The following is a 16482-nucleotide window of genomic DNA, read 5'->3' as shown; positions in this document are numbered from 1 at the left end:
TCTCCCTTGGGCTATAATGTCGTTTGGTGGTTTATCCCCACACTCTTTTACTTATATCGACAATTGTACACCAAGTGTTTACCTTATATCTCCATAAAGCCAAATTCAGGACTTTCAGACTAGATAATCAGGTGAAGGGTTGATCAATATATTAGGAAGTAATATGCTAGCTACTACATTCTTTAATGAACCAAGGGGGTTACGATGAGTACACAGAACATTCAACTAGATGCAATCCCTTCTCCAAAGCAGGAAGATAGCTTCCTTAAAGGGGTAAAAGATTGTATTCCCACACTACTTGGTTATTTAAGCATTGGACTTGCAGCAGGTGTTGTTCAAAAGACAGCCGGGCTGAGCATTGCTGAGATTGCCTTGATAAGTCTGATGCTTTATGCCGGTTCTGCACAGTTTATAGCTGCTGGAATGATAGCAGTAAGCAGCTCGCCTGTTGCTATTATCGTTACGATATTTATCGTGAATCTTCGGCACATTTTGCTTAGTGCAGCTCTTTCACCTTATTTCCGGCATCTTACCCCACTACGAAATATGCTGGTTGGAACCTTATTGACAGATGAGACCTTTGGGGTTGCTATTAATCAAACGGTGAATAAGCAACAAATCAGTGAAAAATGGATGCATGGCCTCAATATCACTGCTTATTTAAATTGGTTTATTGCGAATATAGCGGGAGCTTTTTTGGCACAGTGGATTTCTGATCCAGATCAATTCGGTCTACAGTTTGCTTTACCTGCCATGTTCATTGGCATCCTTGTTATTTCCATGATGGATCGTAATAAAATAAAACTCGATTTGGTTGTCGCAATCCTAGCAGTAATCATTGCTGTAGCTAGCTCCTTCGTATTCTCCGGTAGTGTAGGTGTCATTCTTGCAACGCTCATTGCGTCAACAGTAGGGATGGTGCTTGAAAAATGGAAGTGAGATGGGAAGTATTTTTAATTATTCTAGGGGCAGCATTGGTAACCTTCATTCCAAGGGTGGTTCCATTAATGATTCTAAGCCGATTCGAACTGCCTGAATGGGGAATGCGCTGGTTAAATTATGTTCCTATCTCTGTTATGGCGGCACTAATAGGTCAGGAGATCCTCTTAAATGATGGAAAATTCTCGTCTATAGCTAATAACGTTGAGCTTTTTGCGGCAATCCCTACTTTTTGGATCGCGGTAAAGACCCGGAGTTTGCTAGGTACTGTGCTGGTAGGTGTTATTTCCCTTATGATCCTGCGGATGTTTTTTTGACCATGCAGGGGACCCCAAAAGCAATGAGTTACTGTGGCTGCTGGTCCCCCCGTCTCTTATCTGACCACTTCTTGGCGCTTCTCGTAAGAATTCGTTATCAGGAATAGCTGCATTATTTCTGCGTAACGATCAGAATTCATCATGCCAGTTTCGTCCATAAAAGAGTTAAAAAGATGACGTAGTACAAGTCATTTATAGTGATTGTAAGCGAGAGCTTCTCTTTCAGGCGTTCCGCACCACCTTCTCAGCGATATTTGGGGGATTTATACCCCTCTTTTCACCTTTCGCGCCTTCCGGGCGATATCTGGGGGATTTATACCCCTCTTTTTCACCTTTCGCGCCTTCCGGGCGATATCTGGGGGATTTATACCCCTCTTTTTCACCTTTTGCGCCTTCCGGGCGATATCTGGGGGATTTATACCCCTCTTTTTCACCTTTCACACCTTCCGGGCGATACGGGTGCAGTTTTGGGCTTCTTTGCAAAATCACTGCTAATATATGTACCACTTTCCCAAGAATATTGTCCCTAGTGTCCGAAAGTATGCTCAAATGACTAAAAAGCATGCTAGTATCCTATAGAAAACCGCAAGATTAGGAGAGCTATGCCTCTCCCATGTAGCAGCTATTCCTCTGCTATGCGGTTGCATTTCTCAGCTAACGCCAAACACACAAAGGAGCAATTCTCCATTAACGGGAGATTTGCTCCTTTGCTGTCTTTTAACTAAAGTCTATTACTTAAGGACAGCTTGCTTAAGACCACTCTGACTTACCCCGACCAGTTCGCCTCGGCATTCATTCACACCAGCTTCAGTGATCTTCACCTGACATAACTCACCTTGAAGTGAATCTTCACCCTCAAAGAATACCTGCAAGTAGTTATCACTGAAACCATGTTGAGTACTGCGGCCCGGCGCACCTTTGGCCGATCTTTCTGGAATTACGCTAAGCGTCTGTCCTACAAACTTACGGGCATAAGCTATTTGCATCTCTTCAGAAAGATCAATCAGTTCCTGAACACGTACATTTTTGATCTCCTCGTCGATCTGATTCTCCATCCGCGCTGCAGGGGTACCTGTCCGCTTGGAATACGGGAATACATGCATCTCCGAATAATTTACAGCCTTCATGAAATCGTATCCGGCACGGAACATCTCATCGGTCTCACCCGGGAATCCAACGATAACGTCAGTGGTGATTCCAACATCTGGCATCGCCTGACGGATCAATTGCATTTTGGCGTAATACTCTTCTGTCGTATATTTACGGCGCATCGCTTTCAGCACATCATTATGTCCGGCTTGTAGCGGGATATGCAGATGACGGCACATTTTCGAGGAACGGTTCAACACTTCAAGCAGCTTCTCATCAATCTGACTAGCTTCTATAGAACTGATACGAACCCGTTCCAGTCCATCCACCTTATCTAGATCCCACAGCAAATCGGAAAGACGGTAATTATCAAGATCATCGCCGTAACCTCCGGTATGAATACCCGTAAGTACAAACTCCTTATATCCTGCTTCTACCAATTGATGCGCTTGAGCGACGATGCTCTTAGGATCTCGACTGCGGGACAGCCCGCGAGACCATGGAATGATGCAGAAGGTGCAGAAGTTGTTACAACCATCCTGAATCTTCATGAAAGCACGTGTCCGATCCGCAAAGCCCGGCACATCCATTTCTTCGAACTCACGTGTCTTCATAATATTACGCACAGCGTTGACTGGCTGACGTGAGGCTTCTATATTCTTCACATGGGTCATAATCTGGTCGCGGTCCTGGTTACCAATGACAAGATCAACTCCGGGAATATCCAGAATCTCTCCAGGAGAGGTTTGCGCGTAACAGCCCGTTACGGCTACGATAGCCTCCGGATTACGCCGTACGGCACGGCGGATCATTTGACGGCTTTTTTTGTCACCTGTGTTGGTTACTGTACAAGTATTAATCAGATATACATCGGCGGGACCCTCGAAATCAACCTGCTCGTAACCTTCATTTTTAAATAGCTGCCAAATGGCTTCGGTGTCATAGAAATTCACTTTACAACCTAAAGTATAAAATGCTACGGATGGCATCTCTTAAGCTCCTCCCATTTCTCCAGATTCATATAATATACAAGCAGCGGCAACCATGCCCGCTGTCTCACAGCGCAGAATACGCCGTCCTAGTCCTACAGAAACAGCCCCTGCTTCTTCTGCCTTGAGGCATTCCTCGGGAGTAAAGCCCCCTTCAGGGCCTACCACAACCATAACCCTTCCGCCAGACTGCGGCGAAAGCGATGCTAACCATGGAGCGACGCTGCTTCGAAGCTGTAAGCCTTCCTCTTTTTCATAACAGAAATAAACAGCATCATACTCATTAAAAGTCTGCAAAAGCTGCTTCCAGGACAAAGGTGATCCTACAGACGGAACGATGTTCCGATGAGCCTGTTCGGCAGCTTCCTTACAAATTTTACGCCAGCGATCCAGTCGTTTGCTTTCCTTACGCTCGTCGTATTGCACTATTGTGCGTTCTGACAGAAAAGGAACAAAGCTTACAGCACCAATCTCTGTGCACTTCTGAATGACAGTTTCCATCTTATCGGCCTTAGGTAAGCTCTGAGCCACTGTAATTTTAATTCGAGGTTCATGCGTCATCTCCAGGGACTCCAGGATGTTCACCGTTACTTCACCAATTTCAATTTGCGCAATCTCTACTAATGCCTCACGGGAAACACCATCGCTGACAATAAGCTTGTCCCCTGCCTTACCACGCATCACTTTAGCAATATGACGGGCATCTTCCCCATCAATTCTCACGGTATCCGCACCAAACTGCTCCGGTGTAACGAAATATCGCTGCATCTCATCATCATCCTGTTCATAAATTCAGTAACAAGTATAAACGCCTTCGGCGTCCTTATAAGGACGGTAAGCGTTTAATCGAGAAATATAAGTCATAAAGTATAGAGTGAAACTTATACCTTCTTATATTTGAAGAAACGGCTTAGTCGCCCTTATAAGGGCGTCACCCGTTTCTTCAAGAAATATAAGGTTCGATCAGGCGAAAATCAACTATCAAATTTTGATCAAATTACATAATACAATGTTTGACAAAGGTTGAACAGACTTCATTCCTTGCCTTAGCTTCCAAAAATTCTTAAAGACAGCTGTACAAATGTTCTCGACATTTCGCTAGCCCAGACTGCGAGCGGATCAATCGTATAAGTCCGTAGCCCAGGAATAAACAGAATCAATAAAAAGAGGAATACAGCCCATTGTTCAAATTGCTGCAATTTGCCGCGGATCGAACGCGGGGCGATATCTTCCACAATCCGATAGCCATCGAGTGGCGGCAGCGGAATAAGATTGAACAGAAACAGAAAGAAGTTCCATTGAATGAAGGTGCCAAAGAATAAGTATACAGCCTCGAGCATGCGATCATTCGAGATATTATCTAGAACTCCAGTTGCCGCAAGTGCACCGTATATTATAGCACCAATAATTCCTAAGAGCAGGTTACTGATTGGTCCCGCAGCCGATACGATGACTCCCATGAGACGAGGACGACTAAAGTTATCGCGGTTTACCGGAACTGGACGTGCCCAACCGAAGCCAGCAACAAGCAGCAACAAAATACCAAAGAAATCGAAATGAACAGCAGGATTAAGCGTCATGCGGCCAAGTAATCTTGCTGTTGGGTCACCGAACTTATTCGCGAAATAAGCATGACTGAATTCATGTACTGTAAAAGCAATTAAAATTGTAATGAGCAGGAAAGGAAGCTGATCTAAATCTACTCGAATTATATCTTGTAATATATCCATCTTTACCTCTTTCCGGCTGTAAACGCCACCCAATCTTCCTCACGGGATATTTCAATAATCTCAAAACCAGAAGCTTTCAGCGCGTTCGCCACAAGTCCTTCTTTATCTTTATAGATACCTGAGGTAATGTAGAGGCCTCCAGGTTGAAGCGCGCGGTATACATCATCCGTAAACAATACGATGATTTCCGCCAAAATATTCGCAACTACAATTTGTACAGGCAATGTCACGCCAAGGCTGCCTTCTTGCTCTTGCTTAGCAGGAACGGCTCCTTCTAGTGAGTGACCAGGTCTAGCGGATGGCCACATCTCTCCAGCCGCTGTATCCGCTACGCCTTCCCCGCCCAGCAGCGATAGAAGATCACTCTCTTTTACCGTTATGGACGATTCAAGCTTGTTAAGGGCTACATTCTCCCGTGCACTTACCACAGCCACCGGATCTAAATCTAAGGCCAATACGGATTTTGCACCTAACAGCATCGCACCTACAGCCAAAATTCCTGAACCGGTGCCAACATCGATAACTTCTTCACCACCGCTAATGTTCTTTTCAAGCGCACGGAGGCACAGAGCTGTTGTAGGGTGAGTCCCAGTACCAAATGCCATGCCAGGGTCGATCTCAATGATCGCTTCATCCGGACTCTCAGGCGTATATTCCTCCCAGGTTGGTTTAATGGTGAGACGTTTGGATACGCGCAGCGGTTTGAAATATTGCTTCCAAGCATGAGCCCATTCGTCTTCATCCACAGTCTTCCAAGAAATCAACGCTTTGCCTGGATCAATCCCGTACTCATGCAATTCGGCTACCCGTGGAGTCAATTCTTCTATAACAGCATCCATATCTGTGGAATCGGCATAATAACCCTTTATGACCGCTTCCCCTTCAGGAATATCATTCAAAGGTTGGTCGTACAATTCACCGTAACGTGTATCCCGTTTTTTGTTCAGTGTGCCGGATTCCTCGATAGAAACCCCACCCGCACCAGCTTCATATAAAAAGTTCGAAATCATTTCCTGTGCTTCTTCTGTTGTATGTATCGTCACTTCATGCCATAACATCTTTATGTAATCCTCCTAAAAGTTTTGTGAGCATTTGCTTCATTGATTTACTTCCTGCAAAACTTGCTTCGAAAGCATAGGCTTAGTTTTGTGAGCATTTGCTACACTTGAATTTACTTCGTGCAAAACTCGCTTCGTAAGCATTCGCTTCATAGTATAACATTTCTTATTGGTGTAACGCCAAACTACAGCTCAACGACCTGCGACGTCCTCTTTACGCCTACAAAAGCAGTTGAGCGAATGATCATCCACCATCCCCGATGCCTGCATAAAAGCATAACAGATTGTAGTACCCACAAACTTCATGCCTTTCTTCTTTAATGCCTTACTCATCTCATCAGACTGAGCCGTCGAAGCAGGTACATCTGCACGAGTCTTCCAATGGTTAATAGTAGGCACACCAAAGGCAAAGCTCCAGAGATACTCTGCAAAGCTGCCATGTTCCTCGCAAATTTGCAAATATACACCCGCATTACGGATGATAGCATCAATTTTCAATCGATTTCTAATAATCCCGGGATCACTCATTAGCTTCGCAATTTTGGCTTCATCATAATGGACAATCTTATTCGGATCAAATCCGTCAAATACCTCTCTGAAACGCGCCCGTTTTTTTAGTACCGTGTACCAGCTCAGCCCTGCCTGCATCCCTTCGAGCATAAGCAATTCAAACAGCTTTTGGTCATCATACAGAGGCTTGCCCCACTCCTCATCATGATAGGCAATATATAGTGGATCATCATTGACCCAAGCACAGCGAGTGACTTCCATCCTTCTTCTCCCCTTTCATGGCTGAATCTTTACAACGTCTACTCACTTTATACGAAAAAAAGGGAAGAACACAAGGTTCATCCCCTAAAAAAGTTATTCTATTTCCTTGAATTATGATTCTTCTAACTCTTATGGCCGGATCTGCACTCTCGTTTCTTTTTCCGGATCATCGGTGGTGTAGTAGAACATATATATAGAAGCTTCTGTACCTTTAAAATCCTTATACACATCAATTGCCTTGTTGTTTCCATCCCCCGCGAAATTGACGGTTACCGGTTTACCTAGGATGCGCTCTTTATCCAGCCCGATATGGGTCTGGTTAATTCCACCGAAGTGAGCATCATCACTTCCAGTTTCTACGTAAAGATCAGATCCCTGCATATAGTACGTCCACTTCACCGGATACCCGCTAAGTTGCTGGATAATCGTCTGTTTCTTTTGAGAGATGTTCGTTAAAAGAAGTGGTATTTTGTCATCATTATTCTTGGTGATTTTATAGCTGCCATGATGAGTCACCTTATATTTAGCTACAAAGGTAATCGGAGTCTCTTTCGTAATTTCAAGGTCAACTGGCCGTTCGAAACGAAGCACTGTCAGCTCCGGCTCACCTTCTGGAGATCTCCATAAATTGCCCTCAAGCGTCTTGCCTGCTACTTCAAGAGCATACTTTTTATAAGGGAAGCTATTGTCTATATCTTTACTTCTAACTGTAACTCGAATTTGAGTAGGAGACACAACCATATTCTCCAGCGTGTAATCCGTTTCACCTACTTCAAGCGGCAGATTTAGACTGGTTTTTATCGTCCCACTCTCCATCTGCTTTTTGCTTAATTGAAGATCGAATGAAAGTGGTCCATTAACATCTTTTTCTTTCTTCATATATTGCAGCTTATAAGTCAGTTGACCACCGGAAACATCCTCCGCCTTAAAGTATTGCTGCGCTGTATACTCCCCTTTTTCTCCTGGTGTACCGTAAGTACCTCCAGGCAGCGAATTAATGAGCGTTCCGTTTTTGTATCCTACAATATTTGGATAGGCCCATTCTTTTGCTTCTGGCTGATCAAAAATGATCGCTGAAGAGAATAACATTTTCTCTTGGCCTTGGGTAAACGGCTTCACCTCTATGCTGCGCATCCCTTCCTGTCCAATAGGGAAGCTCTGTGTCTCCGTCGAGTGGATATCCAGCGGCAAATCTAACGATTGTACACTAAAAGCCTGAATATCATTCGCAACTAGCTGAACATTCACTTTGTCATTCTCTGGTGTCCATTCACTTTCGAAATAACCGTTATAAATTTGGTTCTTTTCGTCCCAGTTCAGATAATTGTACTCTCCAGAACTATTTCCTCCCCCGGTACCTTTCAGGGTCATCCCAGTCACACGCCAAGTTTCACTGTCCTGTCGTTGTCCAACATCCAATGTGAATAAGATGACCGTTCGATTCTCATCCACGATGGCTGTATGTAGCTTTAGCGTCACTCCGTCCTTTGTCACCGATTGATCCAGCTGTTGTCCGAGGTTTTGTGCCAGTGCCGCCTGAATACCACCTCTTTCACGGAGCATTGTATCCCAATTATAATGAACTGCCGCATAAACCGGCGCCGCCGCTAAAAGCACTGATACTGAAGCGACAGCAGCTATTTTGCTCCAGTTTCTCCCCCGGTTCTGGCTGCCACTGCTCATCCGAGTGTGAACGGAAGCTGTTGTATCCTGTTCAATTCTCTCCCACATGCTATCAAAATTTGGATATGGCACATTTTGATCCTTATTCAACCGATGCTCCAGCATATTCTCTAACTTTTTCATAAGATTCGCCCTCTTTCTGGTCAATTTGAACCCCAGCCTCCAGCAAAATTCTCCGCAATACCTTCAGCCCTTTATGCAGCCTTGATTTGGTCGTTCCGAGCGGGATGGATAGCAGGTCCGATACTTCAGCCAAGCTGAAATCATGCATGTACCTAAGCGTAATCACCATCCGAAGTTTGACAGGGAGCTGGCTCAAATATTTCGCCCATTCCATTGTCGTCTCCCGCTGCTCAATCAATCGATCTACAGGGGTTTCAGGAGATTTCTTAAATAAATAAAGATTGTCTGAAACTTTCTGCTGTAAAGTACGCTTCCGTTTCAAATGATTCAGGCAATGGTTGACCGTTATTTTCATAATCCAAGCCTTCATATGCTCAACGTTCTCACGATTCGTGCGAAATACGGTAATGAACACATCCTGCGTCAAGTCTTCCGCATCCGCCGCGTCATGCACCATATAGTAGCAAGTCCTGTATACATCCTTGTTGTAGGCTTCGAATAACTCCCGGTTAGTCTCCAAATCTTGTACCCTCCTTTCTTTTCTGTGATATCTATATGACAACCAGTCTTTGGAAAAGGTTCGTTTTTCTGAGCATAAACTATAGATGCTAGTAATAACAGATGAAAGATATCAATTATACTCTCAACACAAAAAGCCCCTTCCCATAAATCTGAGAACTGGCTTTCCTTTATATTCACCACAAACAGCCTTCAAAAATCAAATAATATTCATAACCTCTCGTGCTTGTGTATCCAAATCCTGAGCTGAAGAAGAAATATTCTTGAAATCATCTAATGCTATTTGAATCTGCTGTTGACTATCTTCTATATTTTCTTGCACCTGGTTTGTTCCTTTGGAGATTTTATCAATTTCCAGTGTAATGGCATCCACACTATTTTTCACTTGAATAATCGAATCCTGTACCATGGAAGACAGCTTCCTAACTTCTTTTGCAACCACGTCAAAACCTCGCCCAAACTCCCCGGCATGTGCCGCTTCAATTGCTGCGTTAAGCGCTAACAGTTGCGTTTGCGAAGCAATATTACGAATCGTCTGTACAATCCCCTGAATCGATACCGCTTGTGTCTCCAGATTAGCTAGAGTCTGTGTATTTTCGATGGATACTTCAGCAATTTTGTCGACGCTCAGTAATAGTTCCTGACTCCGTTCAATACCTTTCCCGGCTCTTTGATTTAAGCTGTCCGACATCTCTTGCATCCGATGTACCACGACACTCATGTTATTTTGTCGTTCCGTAATATTGGTCGCTATTTTGGAAACGCCAATGACTTGTTCATTATTTTCATCAAAGACAGGCATATAGGTAGCTTCCAGCCAAACCACATTTCCTTTTGCATTCATTCGTTCGACTTTATCCTGAAAACTTTTTCCTAAAAAAAGATCCTGCCAGAACAGCTCATACCCCGGGCTATTTACAAAATGAGAAAAGCAAAACTCCTTATGGTGCATCCCAATCATATCTTCTTTGTTATACCCCATCGAACTAGCAAAAACTTCATTCACATAAGCCACTCGTCGATTAAGATCAAACCTTATAATAGCTAAATTTCTTTCTAATGATCGAACAACAAGCTCATCGGTAACCCCTTGAGAGTGTACCATTCCCATAATATAATTCCTCCTGGATATGTATAAGTTACTCGTCGCGTCATCATGAAGTATATCTGAACAATTATACGCTCTTATTGCGCAGAGAGAAATATATGTTTCTTATTAAAATGAATTAGATTCATAATAAAAAAAGACCAATGAGCGAGCGAGTATTAAGTGATGATAATTAGAAAAAACCCAGCTGCAATACCAGCCAGGGTTCGAACCAGTTCCTAGTATAATTAATCTTCTCTTACAAAATGCTCTTACCAAACGGTCCAGCAATCTTAGCCTCTTATATGTACATTTCCTTATTTCTTGGATCCGTAGTCTCCCATCTTGATTCCCCATACCGAATCCTTCTGATGGGCAGCTGCCTCCTTTAAACTTGGAAGTCTTACATCCTGAGGACTATGCCGTTCCAAATACATCACAAAGGCCTGGCGAAGCCCAATCTCAGCATCCAGTTTATTAAGTTCGTTCGGGTGTTTCTCCATCTCGGCTAATTCTACTTCCCAACGGTATAAATCGCTTGCCTCAGATCGTTCCAACCGAACTTTTTCAGTCAGCTCCCGCAGCTCACGGTAAGCCTGTTTTACTTTTGAAGAGTACAGCTGTTTCTGATTCATAAAAGTTAAGAATGCAATAAACAGCGCTAAACCTACCCATAAAATAACGTTATCCATATTCTCCCTCCCTACTTGGGCTATTCCCCTAATTATACACACCAGAACGCAAAAATACCCCACAATGTGAGGTATCTGCCCTAGCTTTTGCATCTATTCTTTTTTCATAATTTCATGCAGCTGACGTTTGTCTGCTTCTAGCGCTCGAGCCTGTGCTTCGACATCCTCCAGATCTGCCTCCGCCGCCGAAAACTCCACATCCTCTGCCTTCGCCTCGTACAGCATTTTCATCTTCTCGGTCTTTGAGAATATTTGTGAGTTCTCTCTATCCATAGTATCGATCATCTCCCTTCTTATGAATGAAATCATTATTCAAATCATCCCGCCTGCTTCTTCAATTAAGCGTAATGCCTGATCATAGGACTCTGAATGCACGATCACCGTAAGCAAAATATCTCTACCCGTCGGCCCACCATCTCCGCCATGACTCATCCCACTCCCGCTTGTATCAGCAGCAGCTAGTATGCCGGTGTGCGCACGCTCAGCAGTCATGGAGTCCATTCTGGCAACATTGCCTGTCACTGGGTTTACCCCTGAGCTAAAGCTCGTGCCTCCATATCTACTGAAGCGATCAATGGAGATTTCGATTGCCCGAAGTACACGGAGCTTACGAGCAACACCTTCCGCTTCCTCAGGACTTTTAAAATAAGCCAAAATAGATCTTTCCGACATCTTATCCCCGCTCTCGCTCGAAATTCAGATATCTGTTGCATTCCTTTATATTGTCTTTATTTTGCTTGTTTTATGCCCTTTTTTTCTCATATTCCACTTATCTACTGGGAATTCGACATTTTCCTCAACGCTTCCCTGCAATATAGTACTAAAGTTGTATATTCGATTTGAAGGTATAGCTGTAGAATAAATTTAATTTTCATAATTTTTTACAATTTATGTTGAGGAGGAGAACTACAGATACACACTGCAATATAAAAATTCATTTGGGAGGATGAACTTATTTGAAACGTACCTTTAAACACTCTATTCAAAAATTTGGTTTTGGGGCGGCGAGCTTCGGACTGGCTGTTTCTGTCCTTTTTCCATCCGCTGCATTTGCGAACTCATCCCTTGAATCATCAACTAACCTAGTTAATAATGTACAGTCTCAAAGTGTGACCCCTCATAACTACGCGGGTGTGCTCAAAGGTTCAGCACCAGTATCCGTAATCGTGGAATTAACTAATAAACCAGTCAGTGTGTATGAAAATGAAGCTAAAACTTCTTCTTTACGATCCTCAGTCTCCTTACAACGCAGTAAAATTATCTCAGAGCATAAAAGCTTTATTTCCTCAGCGCAAAAAATCGATGCCGACATCGGTTTTGAATACAGTGAGATTTTTAACGGATATTCCATTACACTGCCAGCCAATCAAGTTAACAAGCTGCTAGAGCTTTCAGGTGTCGCGGCTGTTTATCCAAATGATGAAGTACATGCGTTAGCAGACAGTGTTGAGGTAGCAACTTTGCCTGTTACTCCTTCCTATTCAGACAGTGGCAATCTTATTGGCGCGGATAAACTTCATGATTTAGGTTACACAGGAGAAGGAGTACAGGTAGCCGTTGTCGATACCGGCATCGATAAAAATCACCCTTTATTAAAAGATAATTATAAGGGTGGTTACGATGCCTACGATCAGGATGATGATCCGTCAGAAACACCCCCTGATGCCAACTTTCCTCCAAAAGCAGGTAACCCTTACGAAACCTCGCACGGCACTCACGTAGCCGGTACTATTTTGGATGTTGCACCTGAGGTGGATTTGTACGCGTATCGTGTACTTGGCCCCTATGGTTCCGGGCCCACAGCGGTTGTAATCGCGGGTATTGAGAAAGCGGTCGCTGATGGAGCCGATATAATTAACCTCTCCTTGGGCTCTGATGTCAACCAAAGCTATTCCGCAAATTCAATCGCGATAGACAACGCCATAAAATCGGGCGTGAATGTTGTTGTTGCCGCCGGTAACGCTGGACCGGATGTAGGAACACTTGGCGAACCCGCTGGATCCCAACTTGCACTTAGTGTAGGTGCTTCTACTACCCCAGTGAATACCCCTTTCTTTGATTTTGGCGAGGTTAAAAAAATTCCAGGGACATTAGCAACTTACTCCCCAGATTTAGTTGATAATACTGCTGGCAGTAAGATCGTTTACGCTGGCCTTGGGAGTCCTTCCGATTACACAAATTTGGATGTTAAGGATAAGGTAGTGCTTGTCGAGCGAGGTGGGCTGAGTTTCGGAGATAAATCTCTAAATGCCAAAGCAGCTGGAGCCAAGCTTGTCCTAATTGCTAATAATGCTGCTGGTGAAATCACTCCCACCCTCGGTACGCCCGGGAACTACATTCCTACCTACGGAATTACTCAAGCAGATGGCCAAAAGATAAAGGCTCAATTGGCTGCTGCTAAAGATATCATCAGTTACTATATAGGGCTTGAAGTAAATCAGTTAGCGAACTTCAGCTCTATGGGTCCGGGGATGCCGGATTATCTAATCAAACCTGATGTTGTTGCGCCAGGGGTCAATATCAACTCCACAATTCCTAGCTGGAATGAGGACTACGAACATGCTTTTGGCTTAAAAAGCGGCACCAGTATGGCAACCCCACATGTTGTAGGAGCTGTGGCTTTGTTACTGAGTGAAAACTCTGATCTGAAGCCAAATGAAATTAAAGCGCTGCTGATGAATAATGCTGATTCTATCTTTAACCGTGATGGAGATCCTTACTCTTTGTACCAACAAGGTGCCGGATTGATTAATCTGGAGAAATCAGCAACAGCTAGATCTATCGCTAAAGTCGGAGAGAGCTTAATTAGCGGCCTTCCTGGGACTGTAGAAATCCCTTATTACACAGGTTCCTTGTCCTTTGGCCTGCTCCCAAAAGGAGCTAGTGTAACGAAATCAGTTTATGTAGAAGACTTTAAGGAGAATGGATCAACCTACACTCTGTCCACCGAATGGCTTACAGAAGCGCCTGGTGAAGACATTAGTATTAATATTGCACCAAGCACCGTTACCTCAGGTACAGATCAATATGCACAATTTACACTGAATGTATCTGACACAGCAAAAGAGGGCGCATATGAGGGTATCCTGTTCCTTACCTCTGATACAGAAACTCTTCGTCTTCCTTTTAATGCACTTGTCGGCGACCAATTCAATTTAGCGCCTGTGAATCAACTTTCTTTTGAAAGTCCACAGATTTCTCCTAATGGTGATGAACGCTCAGATGACACCACCTTTACCTTTTCTGTCAACGAAGAGCTGGATGGCATAAGTTTCGTAACCTCACCAATAGATGATCCTGCGACAGTTTTAGGTGAAGTTTATTCTATCGATGAAAAGGTCTATCGTGGCGTGTACGAGATTCCAAATTGGGATGGAACGTTAACAGACCTGGAGACCTCCGCCAAGTCCACTTTAGCAGATGGTCACTACTACATCACGCCAGTGCTTCCCAATGGGCAACTGCTCGAGAAACAAAGAATCGAGTTCACAATTGATACCGAGAAGCCATTAGTTTCCGGCATCACACTTGAGGAGTATGAACGTGAAGCGCCAACCGATCCTGGTGCGGCACAAATCAGTGGTTTCATTGATGATGACCTAATGGCCCATTATATTTCCGCCACAAACCCTATTGGAAACTGGTTTACTGTGTACGCCGAAGGTAAACATTATGATGGGAATACTTATAAATTTGGCGGTGTGATTGCAAATAACGGTGCTTTTTCCATTGACGTTCCTGTTAATGAGGGGCTTAATGAGTACAAAATCTATGTGGTTGATAAAATAGGTAATGGCGCAGACGACGATGATTATACTCAGCGACTGCTTTATAGCACAGGGGATGGTATTTTCAATGTAACTCCCTCTCTATCTGCAGCCACCATTGATGTGGGACGACCGGTAACCGTTGATCTAGGGTATTCCGTGACAGATGAGGTTTATGGCGTCTATGGGGCTTCATTCGCTGTCATTTACGACGATTCCCTCGAAACACCAGCAATCCAGCCAAGCGTACAACTGGCTACGTATCAAGAGGAGAATTTCTCTGGTGTTCCACTTACAGAATTCTCACAAACCTATGATCTAGAAGACGGCCGTAAACTGACACAGTATACTGTCAATCTGTCAGGTGGTGCTTATCACGGCTCTGGCTCACTAGCCCAAATAACCTTCAAACCATCTATAACAGGAAAATACGACTTGGAGCTGTACGATGTACAGATCTGGAATGATGCTACAACATCAACAATCCCATCTGGTTTGAGAACGGTAAGCGTAACTGTAAATACACCTGAAACACCGAAACCGACACCGACACCGACACCGACGCCGACGCCGACGCCGACGCCGACACCATCATCTGATTCGTATGTACCTACAGCTACCAGTGCTCCGGCTTCTGGAATCGCATTGATATCAGGGAAGCTAGTAGAGACAGCAGATCCAGCAGGTGGTAAGCCTTCAGCGGTGTTTAACATCTTAGACACTGCATTAGCCAATTCGATCCAGAAGGCAAAAGATAAAAAATCTGTACTTGATCTTAGCGATGTAAGCTTCAATAAATATAGCCAAGTTGTTATTACTCTTACCCCGGCCCAAGCCGAGCAGTTAAAGAAATCGGAGAATGTATTACGCCTAAACGGCAGTGGGTTCAATATACTTATTCCAGCGGCAACACTTCCGGATTTCATCAACAGTAATGGTTTGATCCTTACGATTAGCCTGACAGATGCGGGCAACACAGCAGTTTTAGCAGGTAGCTCAGCAGCAATAAATATCGGTTCTTCCATTCTCACCATCAAGAATGGTTGGACTACCGGAAAGCCGATCATCCTTCAGCTTCATCTAAAAGCCAGCAGTCTACATGATGCTCGAAAGACTGCCGCTTATGTAGAATTAAAAGATCATAAATGGTCCTATCTACAACCTGGTTCTATCTCTAAAGAAGGGATTCTACAGTTTAACGTTACTGGTGACGGTTCTTACAGTGCAGCATCCCGAAAAATAAGCTTTAAAGATATTGGCACACACTGGGCTCAAACCGATATCGAAATCCTTGCTTCACATGGTATCATTGCCGGCAAAGGAGCCGATGGCAGCTTTAAGCCTGCTGACACCTTAAATCAGGCAGAGCTTCTAACACTCTTCGACCGTCTACTTGGAAAAGGTGACACTTGGAGTACTCGCATCAAAGAAAGTGGATCTCGTGATGTGCTAACTCGCGAGGAAGCAGCTCTTATCATCGCTAAGGCTCTTGGTGCTGATCTTACAGTAGCCAAGACACCTTTAAGCTTTAAGGATGCCGACAGCATCGCTGCAGAAGTACGTAACGCTGTAGCCTATGCTGTAACCAAAGGTTATCTCAAAGGTGTTACTGCGGACAGCTTCAATCCACAAGGAACTCTGACTCGTGCACAAGCAGCCACGATTCTGAGCCGCGTGCTTGAGGACCTACGTTCTTCGAACAACATCTAGTTGAATGA

15 protein-coding genes are annotated in these 16482 nt (G+C 44.0%); 3 read left to right on the top strand and 12 right to left on the bottom strand.

Going from position 1 to position 16482, the window contains the following annotated elements:
• The first annotated feature begins 204 nt into the window (after positions 1–204).
• Both UQ64_RS02620 and UQ64_RS02615 read left to right on the top strand, forming a co-directional pair.
• Entirely contained in the window at positions 205–939 is a 735-nt protein-coding gene (locus UQ64_RS02620) for an AzlC family ABC transporter permease (protein ID WP_060621973.1), read from the top strand.
• Positions 930–1256 carry an AzlD domain-containing protein gene (locus UQ64_RS02615; protein ID WP_060621972.1) on the top strand — a complete coding sequence of 109 codons (327 nt, stop codon included), beginning with the start codon at positions 930–932 and terminating at the stop codon, positions 1254–1256. The genes UQ64_RS02620 and UQ64_RS02615 overlap by 10 nt, the downstream gene beginning before the upstream one ends.
• A 222-nt stretch (positions 1257–1478) precedes the next feature.
• Here the strand turns inward: UQ64_RS02615 and UQ64_RS02610 are convergent, their stop codons facing one another.
• From UQ64_RS02610 to UQ64_RS02555, 12 genes are all read right to left on the bottom strand, one after another.
• On the bottom strand, positions 1479–1820 hold the full coding sequence (locus UQ64_RS02610; RefSeq protein ID WP_060621971.1) for a hypothetical protein: 342 nt from the start codon (positions 1818–1820) through the stop codon (positions 1479–1481).
• A gap of 167 nt (positions 1821–1987) precedes the next feature.
• Positions 1988–3334, bottom strand: a complete 1347-nt coding sequence (gene mtaB, locus UQ64_RS02605) for a tRNA (N(6)-L-threonylcarbamoyladenosine(37)-C(2))-methylthiotransferase MtaB (RefSeq protein WP_060621970.1) — start codon at positions 3332–3334, stop codon at positions 1988–1990.
• A gap of 3 nt (positions 3335–3337) precedes the next feature.
• On the bottom strand, positions 3338–4102 hold the full coding sequence (locus UQ64_RS02600) for an RsmE family RNA methyltransferase (protein ID WP_060621969.1): 765 nt from the start codon (positions 4100–4102) through the stop codon (positions 3338–3340).
• Between the two features lie 278 nt (positions 4103–4380).
• Entirely contained in the window at positions 4381–5064 is a 684-nt protein-coding gene (locus UQ64_RS02595) for a site-2 protease family protein (RefSeq protein WP_060621968.1), read from the bottom strand.
• Positions 5065–5066: 2 nt separating this feature from the next.
• The gene (gene prmA / locus UQ64_RS02590) at positions 5067–6122 is read right to left on the bottom strand and encodes a 50S ribosomal protein L11 methyltransferase (protein ID WP_060621967.1); all 1056 of its coding nucleotides are present in this window, start codon (positions 6120–6122) and stop codon (positions 5067–5069) included.
• 192 nt (positions 6123–6314) lie between these two features.
• Entirely contained in the window at positions 6315–6893 is a 579-nt protein-coding gene (locus UQ64_RS02585; RefSeq protein WP_060621966.1) for a DNA-3-methyladenine glycosylase I, read from the bottom strand.
• Between the two features lie 129 nt (positions 6894–7022).
• A complete protein-coding gene (locus UQ64_RS02580; protein WP_060621965.1) occupies positions 7023–8699 on the bottom strand; it encodes a DUF4179 domain-containing protein in 1677 nt (558 codons plus the stop codon).
• Complete coding sequence (locus UQ64_RS02575; protein ID WP_060621964.1) at positions 8659–9219, bottom strand: RNA polymerase sigma factor; 561 nt, start codon at positions 9217–9219, stop codon at positions 8659–8661. The genes UQ64_RS02580 and UQ64_RS02575 overlap by 41 nt, the downstream gene beginning before the upstream one ends.
• Positions 9220–9417: 198 nt before the next feature.
• A complete protein-coding gene (locus UQ64_RS02570) occupies positions 9418–10329 on the bottom strand; it encodes a methyl-accepting chemotaxis protein (protein ID WP_060621963.1) in 912 nt (303 codons plus the stop codon).
• A 293-nt stretch (positions 10330–10622) separates the two neighbouring features.
• A complete protein-coding gene (locus UQ64_RS02565) occupies positions 10623–10997 on the bottom strand; it encodes a hypothetical protein (RefSeq protein WP_060621962.1) in 375 nt (124 codons plus the stop codon).
• 93 nt (positions 10998–11090) lie between these two features.
• On the bottom strand, positions 11091–11270 hold the full coding sequence (locus UQ64_RS02560) for a YfhD family protein (RefSeq protein WP_060621961.1): 180 nt from the start codon (positions 11268–11270) through the stop codon (positions 11091–11093).
• A 39-nt stretch (positions 11271–11309) separates the two neighbouring features.
• Positions 11310–11669: a hypothetical protein gene (locus UQ64_RS02555; protein ID WP_060621960.1), complete on the bottom strand. Its 360-nt coding sequence runs from the start codon at positions 11667–11669 to the stop codon at positions 11310–11312.
• 284 nt (positions 11670–11953) lie between these two features.
• Here UQ64_RS02555 and UQ64_RS02550 point away from each other — a divergent pair, with 284 nt between their 5' ends.
• Positions 11954–16474 carry a S8 family serine peptidase gene (locus UQ64_RS02550; protein WP_060621959.1) on the top strand — a complete coding sequence of 1507 codons (4521 nt, stop codon included), beginning with the start codon at positions 11954–11956 and terminating at the stop codon, positions 16472–16474.
• Positions 16475–16482 lie beyond the last annotated feature (8 nt).

It is taken from the genome of Paenibacillus etheri, from assembly GCF_001012825.1.
GTDB lineage: Bacteria > Bacillota > Bacilli > Paenibacillales > Paenibacillaceae > Paenibacillus_AQ > Paenibacillus_AQ etheri.
The sequence above is the reverse complement of the archived record's forward strand: the minus strand, read 5'-3'. Positions and strand labels throughout refer to the sequence as shown.